The 18,488-nt window shown below is 68.7% G+C and carries 17 protein-coding genes and 1 pseudogene; 8 read left to right on the top strand and 10 right to left on the bottom strand.

The window, feature by feature from the left end; genetic code table 11:
* Positions 1-44 precede the first annotated feature (44 nt).
* Complete coding sequence (locus tag AC0KS4_RS23255) at positions 45-521, top strand: type III secretion system chaperone family protein (RefSeq protein ID WP_238957082.1); 477 nt, start codon at positions 45-47, stop codon at positions 519-521.
* Positions 522-718: 197 nt separating this feature from the next.
* Here the strand turns inward: AC0KS4_RS23255 and AC0KS4_RS23260 are convergent, their stop codons facing one another.
* The 3 genes and pseudogenes from AC0KS4_RS23260 to AC0KS4_RS23270 form a co-directional block, all read right to left on the bottom strand.
* Positions 719-1,579: an LLM class flavin-dependent oxidoreductase gene (locus AC0KS4_RS23260; protein WP_225329827.1), complete on the bottom strand. Its 861-nt coding sequence runs from the start codon at positions 1,577-1,579 to the stop codon at positions 719-721.
* Between the two features lie 13 nt (positions 1,580-1,592).
* A complete protein-coding gene (locus tag AC0KS4_RS23265) occupies positions 1,593-2,141 on the bottom strand; it encodes an SDR family NAD(P)-dependent oxidoreductase (RefSeq protein ID WP_425326341.1) in 549 nt (182 codons plus the stop codon).
* A 113-nt stretch (positions 2,142-2,254) separates the two neighbouring features.
* Positions 2,255-2,338: pseudogene (locus AC0KS4_RS23270) on the bottom strand (oxidoreductase); the annotation flags it as partial.
* A 99-nt stretch (positions 2,339-2,437) separates the two neighbouring features.
* Here AC0KS4_RS23270 and AC0KS4_RS23275 point away from each other — a divergent pair.
* Both AC0KS4_RS23275 and AC0KS4_RS23280 read left to right on the top strand, forming a co-directional pair.
* The gene (locus AC0KS4_RS23275) at positions 2,438-3,448 is read left to right on the top strand and encodes an Lrp/AsnC family transcriptional regulator (protein ID WP_425326363.1); all 1,011 of its coding nucleotides are present in this window, start codon (positions 2,438-2,440) and stop codon (positions 3,446-3,448) included.
* 334 nt (positions 3,449-3,782) lie between these two features.
* Positions 3,783-4,805 carry a methyltransferase gene (locus tag AC0KS4_RS23280; protein ID WP_238957084.1) on the top strand — a complete coding sequence of 341 codons (1,023 nt, stop codon included), beginning with the start codon at positions 3,783-3,785 and terminating at the stop codon, positions 4,803-4,805.
* Positions 4,806-4,916: 111 nt separating this feature from the next.
* On the opposite strand, the gene AC0KS4_RS23285 is transcribed toward AC0KS4_RS23280, so the two are convergent.
* Both AC0KS4_RS23285 and AC0KS4_RS23290 read right to left on the bottom strand, forming a co-directional pair.
* A complete protein-coding gene (locus AC0KS4_RS23285) occupies positions 4,917-5,360 on the bottom strand; it encodes a hypothetical protein (RefSeq protein WP_238957085.1) in 444 nt (147 codons plus the stop codon).
* Between the two features lie 110 nt (positions 5,361-5,470).
* Positions 5,471-6,643: an acyltransferase family protein gene (locus tag AC0KS4_RS23290; RefSeq protein ID WP_238957086.1), complete on the bottom strand. Its 1,173-nt coding sequence runs from the start codon at positions 6,641-6,643 to the stop codon at positions 5,471-5,473.
* Between the two features lie 182 nt (positions 6,644-6,825).
* Between AC0KS4_RS23290 and pgfA the strand changes: the two genes are divergently transcribed.
* Together pgfA and AC0KS4_RS23300 are read left to right on the top strand one after the other, a co-directional pair.
* Positions 6,826-8,133, top strand: coding sequence for a cell envelope lipid trafficking protein PgfA (gene pgfA / locus AC0KS4_RS23295; protein WP_238957087.1), 1,308 nt, complete (start codon positions 6,826-6,828; stop codon positions 8,131-8,133).
* A gap of 21 nt (positions 8,134-8,154) precedes the next feature.
* Positions 8,155-9,864 carry an MmpA family trehalose lipid delivery protein gene (locus AC0KS4_RS23300; protein WP_238957410.1) on the top strand — a complete coding sequence of 570 codons (1,710 nt, stop codon included), beginning with the start codon at positions 8,155-8,157 and terminating at the stop codon, positions 9,862-9,864.
* On the opposite strand, the gene AC0KS4_RS23305 is transcribed toward AC0KS4_RS23300, so the two are convergent.
* Genes AC0KS4_RS23305 through AC0KS4_RS23315 form a run of 3 tightly spaced genes read right to left on the bottom strand, consistent with a single transcriptional unit; the run spans position 9,844 to position 12,940 of the window.
* Positions 9,844-11,010, bottom strand: a complete 1,167-nt coding sequence (locus tag AC0KS4_RS23305) for a glycosyltransferase family 4 protein (RefSeq protein ID WP_238957088.1) — start codon at positions 11,008-11,010, stop codon at positions 9,844-9,846. The genes AC0KS4_RS23300 and AC0KS4_RS23305 overlap by 21 nt on opposite strands.
* Before the next feature lie 47 nt (positions 11,011-11,057).
* Entirely contained in the window at positions 11,058-11,669 is a 612-nt protein-coding gene (locus AC0KS4_RS23310; protein WP_238957089.1) for a DedA family protein, read from the bottom strand.
* Between the two features lie 41 nt (positions 11,670-11,710).
* Positions 11,711-12,940: a TerC family protein gene (locus AC0KS4_RS23315; RefSeq protein ID WP_238957090.1), complete on the bottom strand. Its 1,230-nt coding sequence runs from the start codon at positions 12,938-12,940 to the stop codon at positions 11,711-11,713.
* A gap of 115 nt (positions 12,941-13,055) precedes the next feature.
* Between AC0KS4_RS23315 and AC0KS4_RS23320 the strand changes: the two genes are divergently transcribed.
* The 3 genes from AC0KS4_RS23320 (at position 13,056) to AC0KS4_RS23330 (ending at position 16,501) form a co-directional block, all read left to right on the top strand.
* Positions 13,056-13,823: a class I SAM-dependent methyltransferase gene (locus AC0KS4_RS23320; protein ID WP_238957091.1), complete on the top strand. Its 768-nt coding sequence runs from the start codon at positions 13,056-13,058 to the stop codon at positions 13,821-13,823.
* Between the two features lie 106 nt (positions 13,824-13,929).
* Entirely contained in the window at positions 13,930-15,399 is a 1,470-nt protein-coding gene (locus tag AC0KS4_RS23325; RefSeq protein ID WP_225330263.1) for an aldehyde dehydrogenase, read from the top strand.
* A gap of 421 nt (positions 15,400-15,820) precedes the next feature.
* Positions 15,821-16,501 (top strand): TetR/AcrR family transcriptional regulator, encoded by a 681-nt coding sequence (locus AC0KS4_RS23330; protein WP_472408533.1) that lies wholly within the window; start codon positions 15,821-15,823, stop codon positions 16,499-16,501.
* 3 nt (positions 16,502-16,504) lie between these two features.
* On the opposite strand, the gene AC0KS4_RS23335 is transcribed toward AC0KS4_RS23330, so the two are convergent.
* Together AC0KS4_RS23335 and AC0KS4_RS23340 are read right to left on the bottom strand one after the other, a co-directional pair.
* Positions 16,505-16,801 (bottom strand): hypothetical protein, encoded by a 297-nt coding sequence (locus AC0KS4_RS23335; RefSeq protein WP_238957092.1) that lies wholly within the window; start codon positions 16,799-16,801, stop codon positions 16,505-16,507.
* Between the two features lie 20 nt (positions 16,802-16,821).
* Positions 16,822-18,336 carry a class I adenylate-forming enzyme family protein gene (locus AC0KS4_RS23340; protein ID WP_238957093.1) on the bottom strand — a complete coding sequence of 505 codons (1,515 nt, stop codon included), beginning with the start codon at positions 18,334-18,336 and terminating at the stop codon, positions 16,822-16,824.
* Between the last annotated feature and the right edge of the window lie 152 nt (positions 18,337-18,488).

Genomic DNA, 18,488 nt, shown 5'->3' on the forward strand with positions numbered 1-18,488 from the left:
GCGCGCCAAGGATCCTCCAAGCCCGCGGCGCCATCGTGACGGTCATGCAGATCGAGCCATTGAGCACCGAGCTGATCGAGCGCTACCTCACGTCGCACGGGCTGCGATTTTTCCGCAGCGACGACGGCGAGGAGTTCCTGGTGCTCTCCAGCTACGAGCGCGGCAAGTTGCACGTGATCCTGCGGATCAACGGTTTACGGCGCGACCTGTTGGAGATCTCCATCAGCCCCGCTGCGTACTACCCGGCCGGCGAACGCCCGCGCCTGATGGAACTGGTCAACGACTGGAATCGGGACACCCACTGGCCCAAGGCGTTTGTGCGCGAGACCGCGCGGCCCGACCACGTCAGCGTCGTCGGCGAGAACGCCTACCTGCTCAGTGACGGCATCCACTTCGAGGCACTGGGTCACCTCGTCAAATCCGCCGTCGAGTACGGGGCGGATCTGTTCGCCAAGATCGAGCAGGCCGTCCGCCTGCCGTCCGCGGACGCGCTCGAAGAGTGGATGGACCGCACCGGCTAGGACACGCGATCGCGTGAGGCGGTGACAGCAGCGGCGGAGACGCCCGCGGGGAAATTGTCCAGACGTGCGGATCGGGTGTTTCAGAGCTATCGGTGGCGTTGGATGAATCCGGAGCCCGGACAGCAGCAGTACGGGCGGGTCGGCCGGATCCCCATGTGTCTGGTAGTAGAGCGAAATGCCCTGTGTATCAACAACCGTCATCGCAGCACCGCTTCTGCAAGGCGGTCGACCTGCGCGATATCGGCGACGCAGGGGTGGAACACCAGGCCGTCGAAGCCCAGGTTGCGGTAGGCGCGCACGGTCTCGGCCGCCTCGTCGCCGGAGGTGAGCATGTCAGCGACGTTGAGTGCGGCGTACTCGGGTTTGAAGCCGTAGTAGTTCTGCAGGTGGGCACGGCCGGCTGCGACGGTGCCGGCGTCTCCGAGGGCGAAGTTGACACTGGCCTGCAACCGCGGGCGGCCAACCCGCCCCGCCTCTGCCCACGCCGCGCGCACCCGGTCGGCGAGCACGGACTGGTTGGGGTAATCGCGCAGCGCTCCGGCGGACCAGCCGTCACCGATCGTCGCCGCGCGGCGGATCGTCGCGTCTACCCGCCCGCCGAAGAGGATCGGAACGCGCACCTGTGCTGCGCTGAGTGCCCTGTCCCCCGTCACGGCCTTGGCCCCACACGCGTCGCGCAACACTGCCACGGTCTCGTCGAGAATGCGCCCGCGGCGTCGATAGTCCACGCCGGCAGCCGTGTAGTCGTCGGGCCTGCTCCCGATACCCAGGCCGAGGGTGAGTCGGCCTCCGGAGGCATCGGCGAGAGACGTGACTTGTTTGGCCAACAGCGCCGCGGGATACAGCGGGGCGAGCAGCACATTGGTCAACAAGTCGATCTGGGAGGTCGCGCCCGCGGCCACTGAGAGCGCGACGATCGAGTCCTGGCTTTCGTAGACCAACCGGTCGATCGCGGCCACCCCGCCGAAGCCGCGCTCCTCGGCGTGGCGGGCCCACTGTGCGGTCAAATGACCGGGCGCGTGGGCGATATGGCTGGGCAGTCCGATTGTTATCTGCATGTTCAGTACTCCTCTAGGGGTTTACGGCGTCGAAGACGTCGTCGTAGCGGCCGTCGTGGGCGGCGCAGCGCACCTGCTTAGCGGCGTCGACGACGATCTCGGCAGCGTCGGGTTCACTGCGCAACAGCGAAACTGCTTCGGCGACAAAGGAATCCAATGTCATCGCAGTAGCACTGCGGTTTTGGCCGGCCAGCATGTCGGTGTCGACTTGCGGCGGGATGATCTCGATCACCTGAACCGGGGTTCCGCGCAATTGCCGGCGCAGCGACTCGGTGTAGGCGTGCAGACCGGCTTTGGTTGCCGAGTAAGTCGGTGCGGCCGCTTTGGGCACGAATGCCAGGGCGGACGTGACGTTGACGATGGCGGGATTCGGTTGCCCGAGCAGTCTGGGTAGTAGCGCCGCGGTGAGCCGCATCGGTCCGAGCAGGTTGACCGCCACCGTGGTTGCGGCGATCTCGGCCAGGTTTGCCTCGCCGGCCAGCAGGTCCTCGGCGTGCATGACGCCCGCGTTGTTGACCAGGACGTTGAGCCCGGGGTGGCGATCGGCAAGTTCGGCGGCCAACCGCGCGATGCTGTCGGGACTGGCCAGATCAAGGAGTAGTCGACGCCCGGGTTGGCGTCGGCGACGGCCTGCAGCGAGTCGCCGCGGCGCCCGGCGATCACGACCTGATTGCCCGCTTGATGCAGAGCCTCGGCCAGCCCGCGACCGATTCCGCTGCCGCCGCCGGTGATCAGCATCGTGTTGTCCGTCAGGTTCATGGGCTCCAGGCTGGCAGCGCCGGCCCCGGAACATCATCTGTTCTGCCGATATCGTCGAGAAATCCTCATCTGCGCCAGCCAGGACGGATACTTCTCGTCGTGAGAGACGATTTGGACGCACAGATTCTTGATGCCCTGCAGCTTGCGCCCCGCGTGTCTTTTCGGCGCATCGCCGCCGTGGTCGGGGCCTCTGAGCAAACGGTTGCCCGGCGCTATCACCGACTGCGCCGCAACGGCGTGGTTCGCGTTGTCGGGCTGGAAAACCGCTGGGTAGACCGCGAAGCGAGCTGGGTGTGCCGGTTGCGGTCCGCGCCCGACCGGATACCACAGCTGGCCGACGCGCTGGTGCGCCGCCCGGACGTCTCTCACGCCAACGTGCTGGCGGGATGGACCGATTTGGTGTGCGTCGTGCGCGCACCGCTCGGCGACAGCCGCGAGGATGTTCTGCTGCAGCTACTGCCGCGAACCGCCTCGATCATCGACATCAGCATCGATCTGCTGCTTCATTCGTTCGGGCAACCCGCCACGGCGCGGTGGACCGGCTACGGCCGCAGACTTTCCGATCAGCAAGCTGAACAGATCTTGGCCGAGCGCACCGATCAGCCGCGCAGCGATCAACGTTCCCTGCCCTCCGCCGAGGATCGCCCGATCCTGGAGGCGCTCGCCGAGGACGGCCGGGCACCGCAGGCGAAGCTCGCCGCACGGACTGGCTGGTCGGTGGCACGAGTGAGCCGGCGGATCGCGGCGCTGGAAGCATCCGGAGCATTGCTCTACGACGTCGACGTGTTACCCGAGCGGCTCGGCCACCAGCTCAGCGCCATGCTGTGGCTGACGTTGGCGCCCAAGGACCTGCACCGCGTCGGCGAGCGTATCGCCGCGCATGACCAGATCGCCTTCGCGGGCGCCACGAGTGGATCCAAAAACCTGATGGCCATTGCCATTTGCCGAGACGCCCAAGACCTCTATCGGTACCTCAGCGAGCAACTCGGACAGATCGAGGAGGTCATGGGTTACGAGGTCAACATCCGCACGCAGCGCCTCAAGCAGCACGGATCACTCGTGGCGCACGGACGGCTCATCAATCCCCTTCCCGGCCGCACGACACGCTGAGTTGGGGATTCGATCCGCACCAACGGAACTCAGTGCCTGCGATTGCGGCAGACGCTCGTTGCAACTAGGTGGTGAGGTCAACGCGCGGATCGGTCTCTCGCTCGAGGGTCCATCGCGACCGGTCGTTTGCAATAGACCAGAAATTGTCACCGGCCCCTGGGTTTCTGGGATGCGAGCAGATCGAGCGCGCGAAAATCCTCGAGAAGGAATACTTGTTCCTTCGAATCCTGTAATCACCGGGTATTGGAGAACGATGCCGCCAAAGTCACCGACATCAACCCCGAAATTGCCGCCCGCCCGGGTGGCTCGCGCGGTCGAACGAGTCCGTCATCACGTGGGGCGGCTACACCAGCGGCTGGCGCCTCCCCCGATCACGGTCATCGATCTCATCTTCGGAGCCTTTCTGTCGCAGGCCATCTCGGCGTCCGCGCAACTGGGTATCGCCGACGCGCTGGCTGCGGGCCCGTTGACCAAGGAGGAGCTGGCGGGCCGCATCGGGGCCGACCCGGACAGCGTGGCGCGGCTGATGCGGTTGCTGATCAGCCGCGGCGTGTTCCGCAGGTGCCGCGACGGCCGTTTCGCGCTCAACGCGCTGGCCGATACGTTGCGTACCGATTCGCCGATCTCGACGCGTGGGGCCGCCCTGCTTTTCGGCTCGCCGCAGCACCGGGCGAACTGGACGCGGCTGGCCGACGCGGTGCGCACCGGAGAGCCGAACCCGCCGAAGGTGTTCGGAAAGGACTTCTTCGACTATCTCCGCGACGACGCCGAGTTCGCGGAGATCTTCAACGACGCCATGACCTCCACGTCGTCGGTGCTGGAGGCGGCGGTGGTCGCCGCCTACGACTTCACCCCATTCGGTGTCATCGCCGATATCGGTGGCGGCCACGGTCGGTTGCTCTCGTCGATTCTCGCCGCCGCCCCCGGTGCGCGCGGCGTGCTGTTCGACCTCCCGGAGGCAGTCGAGGGAGCGCCGCCTGTGTTAGCCGCGCACGGTGTCGCCGAGCGAGTCACCGTGACGGGCGGGTCGTTCTTCGAAAGCGTGCCGGCCGCTGAAGCCTATGTGATGAAGAACGTCATCCACGACTGGCCCGATGACAAGGCCATCGCGATCCTCGGCACCATCAAAGCCGCGGCGCCTTCGGGCGCGAAGCTGCTGCTGCTGGAGATGGTCGTCCCCGATCACGACCGCGAATTCCTCGGCCACTACGCCGATTTGGAGATGCTGGTGCTGGCGGGCGCACTGGAACGCGGCCTCAAGCAGTGGACCGACCTACTCCGGCGGGGCGGCTTCCGGCTGCAGCGCGTGGTGCAAACGGCAGGGCCGCTCTGCGTGATCGAAGCCGTGCCCGCCTAGTGGTGTCCGCCTAGTGGTGTGTCATGCCAATAGCAAACTCATTGTGCGACAGACTTGTTGTGTGAGTGCAGCATTCACACCAGCAGACGTTTACGTGGTCGCTGATGGACGTCAGGCCGCCAACCCGTCGTAGACCTTCTTGTAGTACGACGACAGCAAGCGTGGTCCGACGAACCGCATCATCGCTACAGCGATCATGCCGGTCAGATTCGTTGAGGTCTGTTCCCACACGCCGTGCACGGAACTGCCACCCTCGGGCCTGGGCGTGGCTTCGAGCGTCATGAAGCTGCCCGGCGCCTGCGCATCGCCTTCGACGACCGTCAGTGTGACTGAATTCGGCTTCGCCCAGTCGTAATGCCATCTGGCCGACACCTTCGGAAAGTCTTGGCCCTCGCGGACGTCGGCCTCGGTCTCGCCGACGTGATACACCTCGAACGCCTTGGCCGACAATGCCGGCCAGCGGTGCGGCCGGTTGGGCGAGAAATCGGTCATCAGTTCGATGACCTCATTGGGCGTTGCCGTTGTCACGAAGTCGAATTCGAATCTTGTGCGCACCCGGACGAACGTATCAGCATGCTACCGCCGGTGAACCTGATCCTCGACGCCACAGGGCAGCGACGTTCCACCCGTTCGCGCGCGCTGGAACGGTGGATGGACCGCACCGGCTAGGGTGCGATCGCATCCGCCTCCGCGTCGACGGCCTGGGCCGCTTCGGCCGGCCTTTCGCGTTTCTCCCAGCGCCGCAAGGCTTCTCGGCAGGGCGACTCGACCAACGCGTAGCTGACCGCGGCGATCGCGAACCCGAAGATCAACGTCAGCACCAACACCGTCGGCATGTTGCCGGTGAACGGGAACGTCCCGACGACCGGGAACACCATGGCCAGCGCGGCCAGGTGCCAGATGAACAGGCCGTAGGACCAGCGGCCCAGGGTGACCATGGCGGTCGTCCCCAAGATCCGGTGCGGCGTGTCCGGCCGGTCCAGCACCAGCGGCGCGACCAACGCGAAGGCGACCAGCGCGCCCATCGCCGTCTTCACCGCGAACTGGGCGGGCGTGCCGGGCACCAGGCCTTCCGGCCCGGCCAGCGGCGACGCCGCGACCAAGTAGGCCGCCGCCGCGACGACGGCCATCACCAGCCGGCGGCGGGCGATGCGGTGCGGGAACCCGACGCCGCTGTGCACCCACTCGGCCAGCAGCATGCCCGCCGCGAACCAGGAGAAGAACGCCGGCGGCCAGTTGAGCGGGTTGACGCCCTCGGCCGCGAGGCCCGGCACCCAGCCCCACGCCCAGCTCAGCGCCCCCAGCCCGGCGATCGCCGGCACCCGCGCGCGCACCGGAAGGCGGCGGGCCAGCAGCGCGAGAACCGGCAACGCCAGATAGAAGCTGACCTCCACGGAAAGGCTCCACATCTGGGTCAGCCCGCCGGTCAGCGTGAGCGGCACATAGATCTGGGTGAGCGTCAGGTTGGCCAGCCACACCGTCAGGCTGGCGTGGTCGGCGTCGGGCAACAGGGTCAGAATCACCACGACCGCCACCACATACGCGGGCATGATGCGCACGACCCTGGACCGCAGATAGTGACCGGTGCGGGGACGGTCACCCAGATCCCTTGCCGCCCCGGCGTGCCCGCGCCACAACAGGAAACCCGACAGCGCGAAGAACACCGCGACGGCGAGGTCGAAACGGCCGAACAGCCGGCCGGAGGCGCCGCTGGAGTGCCCGGTCTGGAAGGCGACGTGGGTGACCACCACGCCCATCGCCGCGCAGGCACGCATGCCTTCCACCGCCGGCAGGAAGCTGCGCACCCCACCCACCCGCTGGTCGCCGCTCACCACCACAGTGTGCCTGTGCTGGGTTGCCCGACGAATGGGTACACCCGAAGGACCGCCCGCACGAGCATCAGGTTCGTAAGCCGCCGCCTTACATTCTGCTGTTAGGGTCAAACGAGTTTGCCCGGGCTGCTCGCTCGGGTCGGGTCGCGGCTGAGAAAACCAAGGGATCATGAGGAGGGCACAGCGACGTGAACCGAGCAGTCATGTTGCGGTTCGCCGCATGCGGGATCATCGGACTCGGAGCCGCCCTGCTGATCGCCGCGCTGCTGTTGTCGACGTACACCACCAGCAGGATCACCAAGGTCCCCCTGGACCTCGACGCCACGCTGGTCGGTGACGGCACCGGGACGGCGCTGGACTCTGCATCGCTGTCCACCGACCACGTCGTCGTCAACCAGAACGTGCCGCTGGTCTCCCAGCAGCAGATCAGCGTCGAGTCGCCCGCCAACGCCGACGTGGTCACGCTGCAGGTCGGAAGTTCGTTGCGGCGCACGGACAAGCAGAAGGACAGCGGGCTGCTGCTGGCGCTCGTCGACACCGTCACGCTCAACCGCAAGACCGCGCTGGCCGTCTCCGACGACACCCACACCGGCGGTTCGGTCCAGAAGCCGCGCGCCGTCAACGACGAGAACCCGCCCACGGCGATGCCGCTGCGGCACGACGGGCTGTCGTACCGGTTCCCGTTCCACACCGAGAAGAAGACGTATCCCTATTTCGATCCGATCGCGCAGAAGCCGTTCGACGTCAACTACGACACCGAGGAAGACGTCAACGGGCTGACCACCTACAAGTTCACCCAGAACATCGGCTACAACGGCGACGGCAAGCTGGTGGCCCCGGTCGCGTACCCGTCGCTGCTGGCCGGCAACGAGGACGCCAAGCAGACCACGTCGGCGTCGATGTGGGGCGTCCAGGGCGCCGACCCGAACGAACAGATCACCATGACCCGCTACTACGCGGCGCAGCGCACGTTCTGGGTGGACCCGGTGTCGGGCACCATCGTCAAGCAGGCCGAGCACGCCGACCACTACTTCGCCCGGGACCCGCTCAAGCCGGAGCTCACGCTGGCCGACTACAAGGTCACCTCGAACGAGGACACCGTCGAATCCCAGGTCAACGCCGCCCGCGACGAGCGCGACCGGCTGGCGCTGTGGTCGCGGGTGCTGCCGATCACGTTCACCGCGGTCGGCCTGATCGCGCTGGTCGGTGGGGGGCTGCTGGCCTCCTTCAGCCTGCGCAGCGAGAGCGCGCTCACCGACCCCGGGTTGGATCGGGGTGACCAGGACTTCTTCGGCCGCAGCGGCCTCGAGGAACCGGTGCCCGGCGCCGAGGCCGAGACCGAGAAGCTGCCCACCCAGCGTCCCGATCTGCGCGAGGAGTCCGGCGCAGATCCGCCCGGCTCGCCCGGGGCCGCCCGACCGTCCGGCCCGGACGAGCCCACCACCGAGGCGGGGCCCACCGAGTCGAATCCGCCCGCCCCGCACGACCGCGAATAGCCCGGCGCGGATGCGTTGACGGTGCGCTGGACCCGGCCGGGGTACGCACTGGTCCTGGCGCTGCTGGTGGTCGGGCCGCTGCTGGCCCCGGGATACCTGCTGCTGCGTGACGCGGTGTCGACGCCGCGGTCGTACCTCTCCGATACCGCCCTGGGATTGACGTCGGCGCCGCGCGCCACCCCCCAGGATTTCGCGGTGGCGCTCGCCTCGCATCTGGTCGACGGCGGCGTCGTGGTCAAGGCGCTGCTGGTGTTGGGGCTGTGGCTGGCGGGCTGGGGCGCGGCCCGGCTCGTCGACGTGGCGCTGCCGGGGGCGGGCGCGCCCGGCCAGTTCGTCGCCACCACCCTGGCGATCTGGAATCCCTATGTCGCAGAACGACTTCTGCAGGGCCATTGGAGCCTGCTGGTCGGCTACGGCTGCCTGCCCTGGGTGGCGACGGCCATGCTCACGTTGCGCGCGGGATCCGGCTCGTTCTTCGGGCTGGCCTTCTGGACCGCGCTGGCCGGGCTGACCCCGACCGGGCTGCTGTTGGCCGCGACGGTGGCGCTGGTCTGCGCGCTGGTTCCCGGTACCGGCCGGCCGCGCCGGTGGTGCGCCGCGGTGGCGGTGGGCGCCGCCCTGGTGGCGGCGCTGCCGTGGCTGGTCGCGTCGGTGCTGGGTGCGTCGCTGACCGCTCACTCGGCGGCGAACCGGCTGGGGGTCGAGGCGTTCGCGCCGCGTGCCGAGCCCGGGCTCGGCACGCTCGCCAGCCTCGCCAGCCTCGGCGGGATCTGGAACGGCGACGCCGTACCCGCTTCGCGCGCCACGCTTTTCGCGGTGTCCTCGGCCGTGGTGCTGCTCGGCATCGTGGCGCTGGGCCTGCCGACGGCCGCCCGCCGTCCGGTGGCGGTCCCGCTGCTCGTGCTGGCCGCGGTGTCGGTGCTGGTTCCGGCGGCGCTGGCCACCGGGCCGGGTCTACACCTGCTGGGCGCGGTCGTCGACGCCGTGCCCGGGTTCGGTGTGCTGCGCGACGGGCAGAAGTGGGTGGCGCTGGCGGTGCCCGGCTACGCCCTGGCGGGCGCCGGCGCGGTGGTGACGGTGCGCAGGTGGGTGCCACTCGCGACGGACGTGGTGACGGCGCTGGTCTGCTGCGTGGCGCTGCTGCTGGCGCTGCCCGACCTGGCCTGGGGCGTGTGGGGCAAGGTGTCGCCGGTGCACTACCCGCGCGGCTGGGCCGCCGTCGCCGCGACGATCAACGCCCGGCCGGCCGCGGTCGCGGTGTTGCCGGCCGGGACGATGCGGCTCTTCTTTTGGTCGGGCGCCGCGCCGGTCCTGGATCCGCTGCCCCGCTGGCTGCGCGCCGAGGTGCTGAGCAGCGGCGACCTGGTGATCTCGGGGACCACCATCGCGGGCGAGGGTGCGCGCGCCCGGGCCGTGCAGGAGCTGATGTTGACCGGGCCCGATCCGTCGGCGCTGGCGGCGGCGGGCGTGGGATGGCTGGTGGTGGAGTCGGACAGCGCCGGCGACATGGGGGCGGCCGCGCGCACCCTCGGCGCGCTGCCGCCGGTCTACCGGGACGACGCGATCGCGCTCTACCGCGTCAGCGGGCAAAGCGCCGGGGTGCCCGCCGATCGCCGGGCGGCGACGATCGTCGCCCACCTCGCGTGGCTGGCGCTGCTGGTCGCGGGCGCCGCGGGCGCGGGGATCGGCGCGTGGCGGCGCCGCGCCCGGTCAGCCCCGGCCGGTGACTAGGCCGTGGACCGTGCGGCCGGAGTGCACCGCGTCCAGCACGCCGCGCATCGCGTCGGCGCTTTGCGCCCAGGAGAATTCACCGCTGCGGGTGTGCGCCTTGGTGCCGAGTTGGTCGCGCAGCACCGGATCGGCGAGCAGTTCCTCGAGCCGGTCCACCAGCTCGGCGTGGGTGTCGACCAATACACCGGTCACCTCGTCGACGATCGAGTCCGACAGGCCGCCCGAGGACCGGTACCCGATGGTCGGCACCCCATGCTGGGCCGCCTCGACGACCGCCAGCCCCCAGCCCTCCTTGCGCGAGGGCAGCACGTGCACCCAAGCCCCTTGCAGCACATGGTGTTTCGTCACGTCGTCGACGTGACCATGGAATGTCACGGCGGCGCAGATGCCGAGCCGTTGTGCGTGTTCGACGAGCCGCTCGCGCCACCAGCCGTCGCCGACGATGTCGAGATGCAGGCCCGGTGTCCGCGGCAGCAGCGCCGCGACCGCTTCCAGCGCGTCCTCGATCTGCTTGTGCGGCACCAGCCGCGACAGCACGACCACCCGCGGCGCGGCCGCGCGCGGACCCGACAACGACTGGGCGGGCGCCTGATCCAGGCCGTTGCGCACCACCGCGATCTGCGTGCCGTTGACGCCCAGGGTGACCAGGTCGCGCGCGGAGGGCAGCGACACCGTCACGTACTGGTTGCGCCGGTTCACCCGGGGCGACAGCGTCGACTCGACGAACCAGCCGAGCCGGCCGAGCACCGGGCCGGCCACCGGCCACTGCTGGCGGTGGCAGTGGTGTACCAGCACCACCACGCGACGGCCGTAGACCAGCCGCGCCAAGAAGGGCAGGCCGTTCTGGGTGTCGACGACCACGTCGGGCCGCACCTTCCGCAGCGGGCCCACGCCGAGCCGGGCCGCCGCCATCGCCAGCAACGCCCAGACGTACACCGAGTAGCGGCCACCGGCGCGGTCGATCCGCACGCCGTCGACGACTTCGCGGCGCGCCGCCCCCCGATAGCGGGCGGTACGCAGCGTGACGTCGATCCCCGAGGCGGCCAGCTGCGCACCGATGCGCTGCAGATAGGCTTCGCTGCCGCCGCCCTGCGGGTGCCCGGTATCGCGCCAGCACAGCAGCAGGACCGAGCGCAGAGCAGACATTAGTGGTCAAGCCTAATGGGAATCGGCCGGCGCGCCATGCGGGACCGTTAGCGCCGCACCCGCCCTTGCGTGCGGGCCCGGCGGCGGATCCATCGGATCAGTTCGATGACTCCGGCCAGCGCCAGCGCCGTGCCGAACGCCACCGCGAACGCCGCGACCGTGTTGTCAGCGAAGGCGTTGCCGCCGATGTAGCCGATCAGCGTGTTGAGCGTCGCCCACACGACGGCGCCGATCGCGTCGAACACCAGGAACTGGCGATAGGGAAAGTCCAGCACGCCGCAGGCGATGGTGGTGGCCGTGCGGCCGCCGGGCAGGAACCGGGCCACGATCACCAGCGGGCCGCCGTGGCGGTCCAGTTCCCGGTGTGCCCAGTCCAGGCTGCGCTGTCCCTTCTCGCCGCGGGTGATCCAGCGGCGGGCGAAATCGTCGGCCGAGTGACCGATCGCGTACGCGAGGTTGTCGCCGACGAACGCGCCGATGGCCGCCATGGCGATCACCCAGCCCAGCAGCATCGAGCCGTTGGCCGCGAGGATTCCCCCGGTGAGCAGCGCCGTCTCGCTCGGCAACAGGGGAAGGATGGCGTCGAAAGTGCAGGAGGCCAGGATCAGCGGATATGCCCACCACGAGTGGCCGAGCGCGTCAAGCAGGGAGTCGAACACTAGAGCGCAACACTACACAGCGCGGGCCGGCGCTCAGGCTCTCAGGAGGTCAGGCCCATCCTGACGAACGGCTCGGCCTCGCCCCGGCCGACGGCTTCGTCGTGCTTGGCGGCCGCGCGGTCGAACAGGTCGATCAGCGCGGGCTCGTCGCGGACCAGCTGGCGGTACTTGGGGCCGAGCGCGAGGATCTGATCGCGCTCGTCGAGCAGCTTGCGGAAGATGCGTTCGCGTTCGCCCGCGTCGTGGGTGTATTCGGAGTCGAGGTAGGCCGTCGCGTGCCGCCGGGCGCCGGCAATCGCCGTCCGGGCCTTGCCCATGGGGCTCAGTAGCGAGGCGACGACGGTGACGACCAGGACACCGACGATCACGGCCAGCGACAGGTAGGTGCTGATCTCGACGAGCGAGACCGGCTCGCCGTCGTTGATGAACGGGACGTTGTTCTCGTGCAGGGCATGCAAGATCAGCTTGACACCGATGAAGCCGAGGATCGCCGCGAGGCCATAGGACAGGTAGACGAGCCGGTCCAGCAGGCCCTCGATGAGGAAGTACAGCTGGCGCAGGCCCAGCAGCGAGAAGGCCGTGGCGGTGAACACGATGTAGACGTTCTGGGTGAGGCCGAAGATCGCCGGGATCGAGTCGAGCGCGAAGAACATGTCCGTGCCGCCGATGGCGACCATGACCAGCAGCATCGGCGTCATCGCGCGCCGGCCGTCCACCGTCGTGAACAATTTGTCGCCGTCGTAGTGCTCGGAGGTGTGCAGGACCTTCTTCGCGATCCGGATGACCACGTTGTCGGCCTTGCGGGATTCCTCGCGCTCGTCGGGCCGCAGGACGCCACCGGCCGCGACCAGCAGGATCAGCCCGAACAGGTAGAAGACCCACGCGAACGTGTTGATCAGCGTGGCGCCGAGAAAGATGAAGCCGGTCCGGGCGATCAGGGAGAAGACGATCCCGAACAGCAGCACCTTCTGCTGATCCTCGCGCGGGACCCGGAAGCTGGCCATGATCATCAGGAAGACGAACAGGTTGTCGACCGAGAGCGCCTTCTCGGTGACGTACCCGGCGAAGTATTCCGGGCCCTCCTCGTGGCCGCCCAGCGCGAGCAGGCCGACGCCGAACAGCAGCGCGATGCCGACGTAGGCGAGCGACCAGAGCGCGGCCTCCCGCAGCGTCGGGGCGTGCGCCTTGCGCACATGGAAGAAGAAGTCGAAGGCCAGCAGCCCGACGATGCCCAAGACGGTCAGGGCCCACACCCAATCGGGAACATCCATTCGCTGCCTGAGCCACCTTCGTCGGAGCCATGAGCCATCGTGAGTCTGCGTCGTCGTCGCTTCCGTACCCTCTTTGCCGCCACAGTATGTGTGCCCCCGGCCGTAGGGTTGGCCGGTGGCCGTGACCGACCTCTTCGCGCGCCGGGCGACGCTGGCCCGCTCGGTGCGGCTGCTGTCGCAGTTTCGCTACGAGCGGTCGGATCCGGCCCGCTTCTACGGCGCGCTGGCCGCCGACACCGCCGCGATGGTGAGTGACCTGTGGCGGGAGGCCCACGCGGACTCCCCCGCCGGCCGCACGCTGCTCGACGTCGGCGGCGGCCCGGGCTACTTCGCGGCGGCCTTCGCCGACGCCGGGGTCCGCTACATCGGGGTCGAGCCCGACCCGGGCGAGATGCACGCCGGCGGACCCGCCGTCGCGGCGGCGGCGGGAAGCTTCGTGCGGGCGTCGGGCATGGCGCTGCCGTTCGCCGACGATTCGGTGGACATCTGCCTGTCGTCCAACGTCGCCGAACACGTGCCGCGGCCCTGGCAACTCGGCGCCGAGATGCTGCGGGTGACCCGGCCCGGCGGGCTGGCCGTGCTGTCCTACACGGTCTGGCTGGGCCCGTTCGGCGGCCACGAGATGGGCCTGACCCACTACCTGGGCGGCGAGCGCGCCGCGGCGCGCTACGCCCGCAAGCACGGCCGTCCCGCCAAAAACAACTACGGGTCGTCGTTGTTCGAGGTGTCGGCGGCCGACGGCCTGACGTGGGCCGCGAGCACCGGCGCCGCCGTGGCCGCATTTCCCCGCTACCACCCGCGATGGGCGTGGTGGCTGACGGGCGTGCCGGTGCTGCGCGAGTTCTTGGTGAGCAATCTCGTGCTGGTCCTGCAACCCCAATAGTGAAACGTGTTCTCGTTTTGCGCCGGCTTGGGTAGGGTGGCGCCATGCCCGCCGACGACGATGACAGGGCAGTGCGATCTGAAACAAGCAGGAGGAGTGGCGGAACATGGCCGACGCTAAGACCGAATACGACAAGCTTTTCATCGGCGGCAAGTGGACGGAACCGTCGACCTTCGAGGTGATCGAGGTGACCTGTCCGGCCACCGGCGAGTACGTCGGCAAGACGCCGCTGGCCGCCGCGGCCGACGTCGACGCGGCCGTCGCCGCGGCCCGCGCCGCATTCGACAACGGCCCCTGGCCGACCACACCGCCGAAGGAGCGCGCGGCCGTGATCGCCAACGCGCTCAAGGTGATGGAGGAGCGCAAGGACCTGTTCACCCAGCTACTGGCGGCCGAGACCGGCCAGCCGCCGATGGGCGTCGAAACGATGCACTGGATGAGCTCGATCGGGGCGCTGAACTTCTTCGCCGGCCCCGCGGTCGACCAGGTCAAGTGGAAAGAGGTCCGCACCGGCGGCTATGGGCAGAGCATCGTTCACCGCGAGCCGATCGGCGTGGTGGGCGCGATCGTCGCCTGGAACGTGCCGCTGTTTTTGGCCGTCAACAAGCTGGGCCCCGCGCTGCTGGCCGGCTGCACGGTGGTACTCAAGCCCGCCGCCGAAACACCGCTGAGCGCAAACGCTTTGGCGGAGGCCTTCGCCGAGGCGGGGCTGCCCGAGGGCGTGCTGTCGGTGGTGCCCGGCGGGATCGAGACCGGACAGGCGCTGACCTCCAACCCGGACGTCGACATCTTCTCCTTCACCGGCAGCTCGGCGGTCGGCAAGGAGATCGGCCGTCGCGCCGCCGACATGCTCAAGCCGTGCACCCTGGAGCTGGGCGGGAAATCGGCGGCCATCGTCCTCGACGACGTCGACCTGGCTTCGGCGATCCCGATGCTGGTGTTCTCGGGAATCATGAACACCGGCCAGGCCTGCGTGGCCCAGACCCGCATCCTGGCCCCACGCTCGCGGTACGACGAAATCGTGGACGCGGTAAGCACTTTCGTGCAGGCTCTGCCGGTGGGCCTGCCGTCGGACCCGGCCGCCCAGATCGGTTCACTGATCTCGGAGAAGCAGCGGGCCCGGGTCGAGGGCTACATCGCCAAGGGCATCGAGGAGGGCGCCCGGCTGGTGTGCGGCGGCGGCCGTCCCGAGGGCCTGGATAGCGGCTTCTTCGTGCAGCCCACGGTGTTCGCCGACGTCGACAACAAGATGACGATCGCCCAGGAGGAGATCTTCGGCCCGGTGCTGAGCATCATTCCCTACGACACCGAGGAGGACGCGATCAAGATCGCCAACGACTCGGTGTACGGGCTGGCCGGCAGCGTGTGGACCGCCGACGTGCAGCGCGGCATCGAGGTGTCGGAGAAGATCCGCACCGGGACGTACGCGATCAACTGGTATGCGTTCGACCCGTGCTGCCCGTTCGGGGGCTACAAGAACTCCGGCATCGGCCGCGAGAACGGGCCCGAGGGCGTCGAGCACTTCACCCAGCAGAAGAGCGTGCTGATGCCGATGGGCCACACGATCGAAAGCTAGGTCTGGCACGCGTCGAACGTGCACTCCGGGCGGGAAATCGTCCGATTTTTCGCCGTAAGTGCATGTTCGGCGTTTGGGGGCCGCCACGGCGGCCCGGCCAGCCATCCGGCCTATCGACTATGCGATAGAGCATAATTTCGGCCGGTTTTCGGAACCGCAGGTGCGGACCGCGGCACCGACGCGCCGCATTTGTGCGGCGTGCGTCACATTTCCCCTGAGAAATTGCTTAATTTACGGATGTCTTATATGGTTCTTAGCATAATCAAGGGCCGCACACAGGCCGGGAGAACACCATGTGGATCATTGAGCTCAACGTCGCCGGCTATCAATTCACCCGCGAGATGCCAGAATTGCGGCGCCGGACATTCCGATTCAGCCCGCGTCATATGCACTGGCCGGCGCTGCGCCACTCGCACGCTGCATGACGCCAGCCCCCGGAGGTACGACAGTGCCGACTATCGGTGACGCCACCAAGCAGCACGCCCCGCCGAAGCGCGGGGACACGCGGACAAAGATGCTGGCCAGCGCGGCCGAGGTGATGCGCGAGCGCGGCGCCGCGGGCGTGACGATCGACGCGGTGCTCGCCCGCAGCGGCGCCCCGCGCGGCTCGGTGTACTACCACTTTCCCGACGGGCGCAATCAGATCCTGACCGAAGCGCTGCGCTACTCGGGCGACTCCATCACCGCCATGATCGACGACGCCGCCGGCCGCGGCGCCCGGGCGTTGTTGGCCGAGTTCGTCGGATTTTGGGAGCGGCTGCTCACCGACGGCGGCTTCACCGCCGGGTGCCCGGTGGTGGCGGCGGCGATCGGCTGTTCCGACGAGGACGGTCCCAAGCTGTCCACCGAAGCCGGTGCCATCCTGGGCCGCTGGTGCACCGCCCTCACCCGCGCGTTCGTCAACGACGGCTTTGACGACGCCGACGCCGAGTCGCTGGCCGTGATGTCGATTGCCGCGCTGGAGGGCGCTGTCCTGCTCTCCCGCTCCACCCGCAACGCGGGCCCGCTCCACCAAGTGGGTGAGCAGCTCGAATTCCTGATCAAGGCAAAGGAATTCGTCCTCCGGAACAAAATTCCGGCCAAGCATGACGACTCGCAGTGACGTTCAGTCGCTCGCGGGTAACGGCTTGACCTCTTTGAGGTGCAGCGCGGTCTGCCCGATGCTCAGGCTCCCGGCGCCCGGCTTGGTCACCAGCACCTCGGCGCCGGCTTCGTCCACGTAGCGCTTGCCCATGACCGTGCCGTCGGAGAACGACGGGTCCAATTCGCCCGAGCGCTCGGCGCCCACCGCCACCATCGGCACACCGCCACACCGCAGGTCGTCGAGGCTGTCCGCGCTTCTGACGACGATCACCTGCGTGTCGCATACCTGGCTGGCGAGACGAGTTCCGTTCTTGATCATTGATTTCCGTCCTTGATCGCTTACTGCTGGGCCGTCCGACGCGCAATCGGAGTGAGGGTCTGGATGATCTCCCGCCGCAACACCTTGCCGGTGGCGGTGGTGGGCAGCTCGTCGCGAAACACTACCTCGTCGGGGGTGCGTGATCCGCGCAAACTCTTGCGGACGAACTCGCGCAGTTCCGCGGGGTCGGGGTCCACGCCCGGCGCCGGCACCACCACCGCGACGATCGCCTGGCCCCACTGCGGATCCTCGACACCTACCACGGCGACATCCCGGACGTGGGGGTGCTCGACGAGGACCTCTTCGAGCTCAGCGGGCGCGATGTTCTCGCCGCCGCGGATGATGGTGTCGTCGCTGCGCCCGCCGATGAACAGGTAGCCCTCGTCGTCGAGCATGGCGATGTCCTTGGTCGGGAACCAGCCGTTCTCGTCGAGCACCGAGCCGATCCCGGTGTAGCGGCCCGAGACCTGCTCGCCCCGCACGAACAGCTCACCGGTCTCGCCCGGCGGCAGCACATTGCCGGCCTCGTCGCGGATCTGCAGCTCGATGCCCGCGACCGCCTGCCCGACCGACCCCAGCCGCCGCGCGCCCTCGGCCGTCGACGCCGCCAGCGCCGCGCGATGGTCGTCGGGAGTCAGGACCGCGATCGTCGAGCTGGTCTCGGTCAGGCCGTACGCGTTGACGAAGCCCACGTCGGGCAGCAGCTCGAGGGCCCGGCGAACCAGCGGCAACCCGACCTTGGAGCCGCCGTAGGCGAGGTTGCGCAGCGACGGCAGCTCGATGGGCGCCCCGTCGTTGTCCAGCACGGTGATGATCCGGTCGAGCATGGTCGGCACCACCGTCGCGGTGGTCACGTGCTCGGCGTTGATCAACCGAACCCATTCCTGCGCATCGAAATTGGGCAGGTACACCATCTTTCGGCCGGCATACAAGTTCGACAGCGCGGCGCTGACCCCGGCGATGTGATACGGCGGCACGCAGATCAGGGCCGCGTCGGTGTCCGAGGCCGCCCCGAACTCCACCGTCCCGGTGACGTAACTGGTCAGGTTGTTGTGCGAGAGCTCGACGGCCTTGGGCTGCGAGGTGGTGCCCGAGGTGAACAGCACGATCGCGACGGAGTCCGGGTCGGGGAACTCCGCAGCCGGCTCGGCCGTGCGGGCGGCCTCGAGGAAGTCGTCGGACACCATCACCCGGTCCGACACATCGCCGATCATCTCCCGGTACCGGGCGTCGACGACCACCAACGGCTCGGGCAGCCGCTCGATCAGCGCCTGGACGCCCTCGGCGGAGAGCCGGTAATTGATCGGGGTGAAGGCCACCCCGGCGCGCGCCGCGGCGAAGATCAGCACCGGCAGCATCGCGCCGCCGGTACCGACATAGGCAACGTGCTTGGCATTCGACCCGGCGATCACCCCCGCGCCGCCGTCGGCGAGATCGCTGAGCTGTTGTGTTGTCAGCCGCAGGTCTCCGGACACCACCGCCGTGCGCTCGGCGTCGCCCGATGCGGCCATCTCGAGCAGCAGCGAAATGCTCATCCTCGATCTTCCTGGATTCCCGGCCCTTTACAAATCTCGTCTGCAGTGTAACTCAGCCGGGTTGCCCCCCGATGTCGAGCGTCCCGCGCGACCGGCGCCCTGGTCACGGCGGGTCCCTCGGCGCCGACGACATGGCCGGTTGAGCGCTTGTC

The sequence above is a fragment of the Mycobacterium sp. NTMscope_MAC_12 genome (assembly GCF_976985675.1).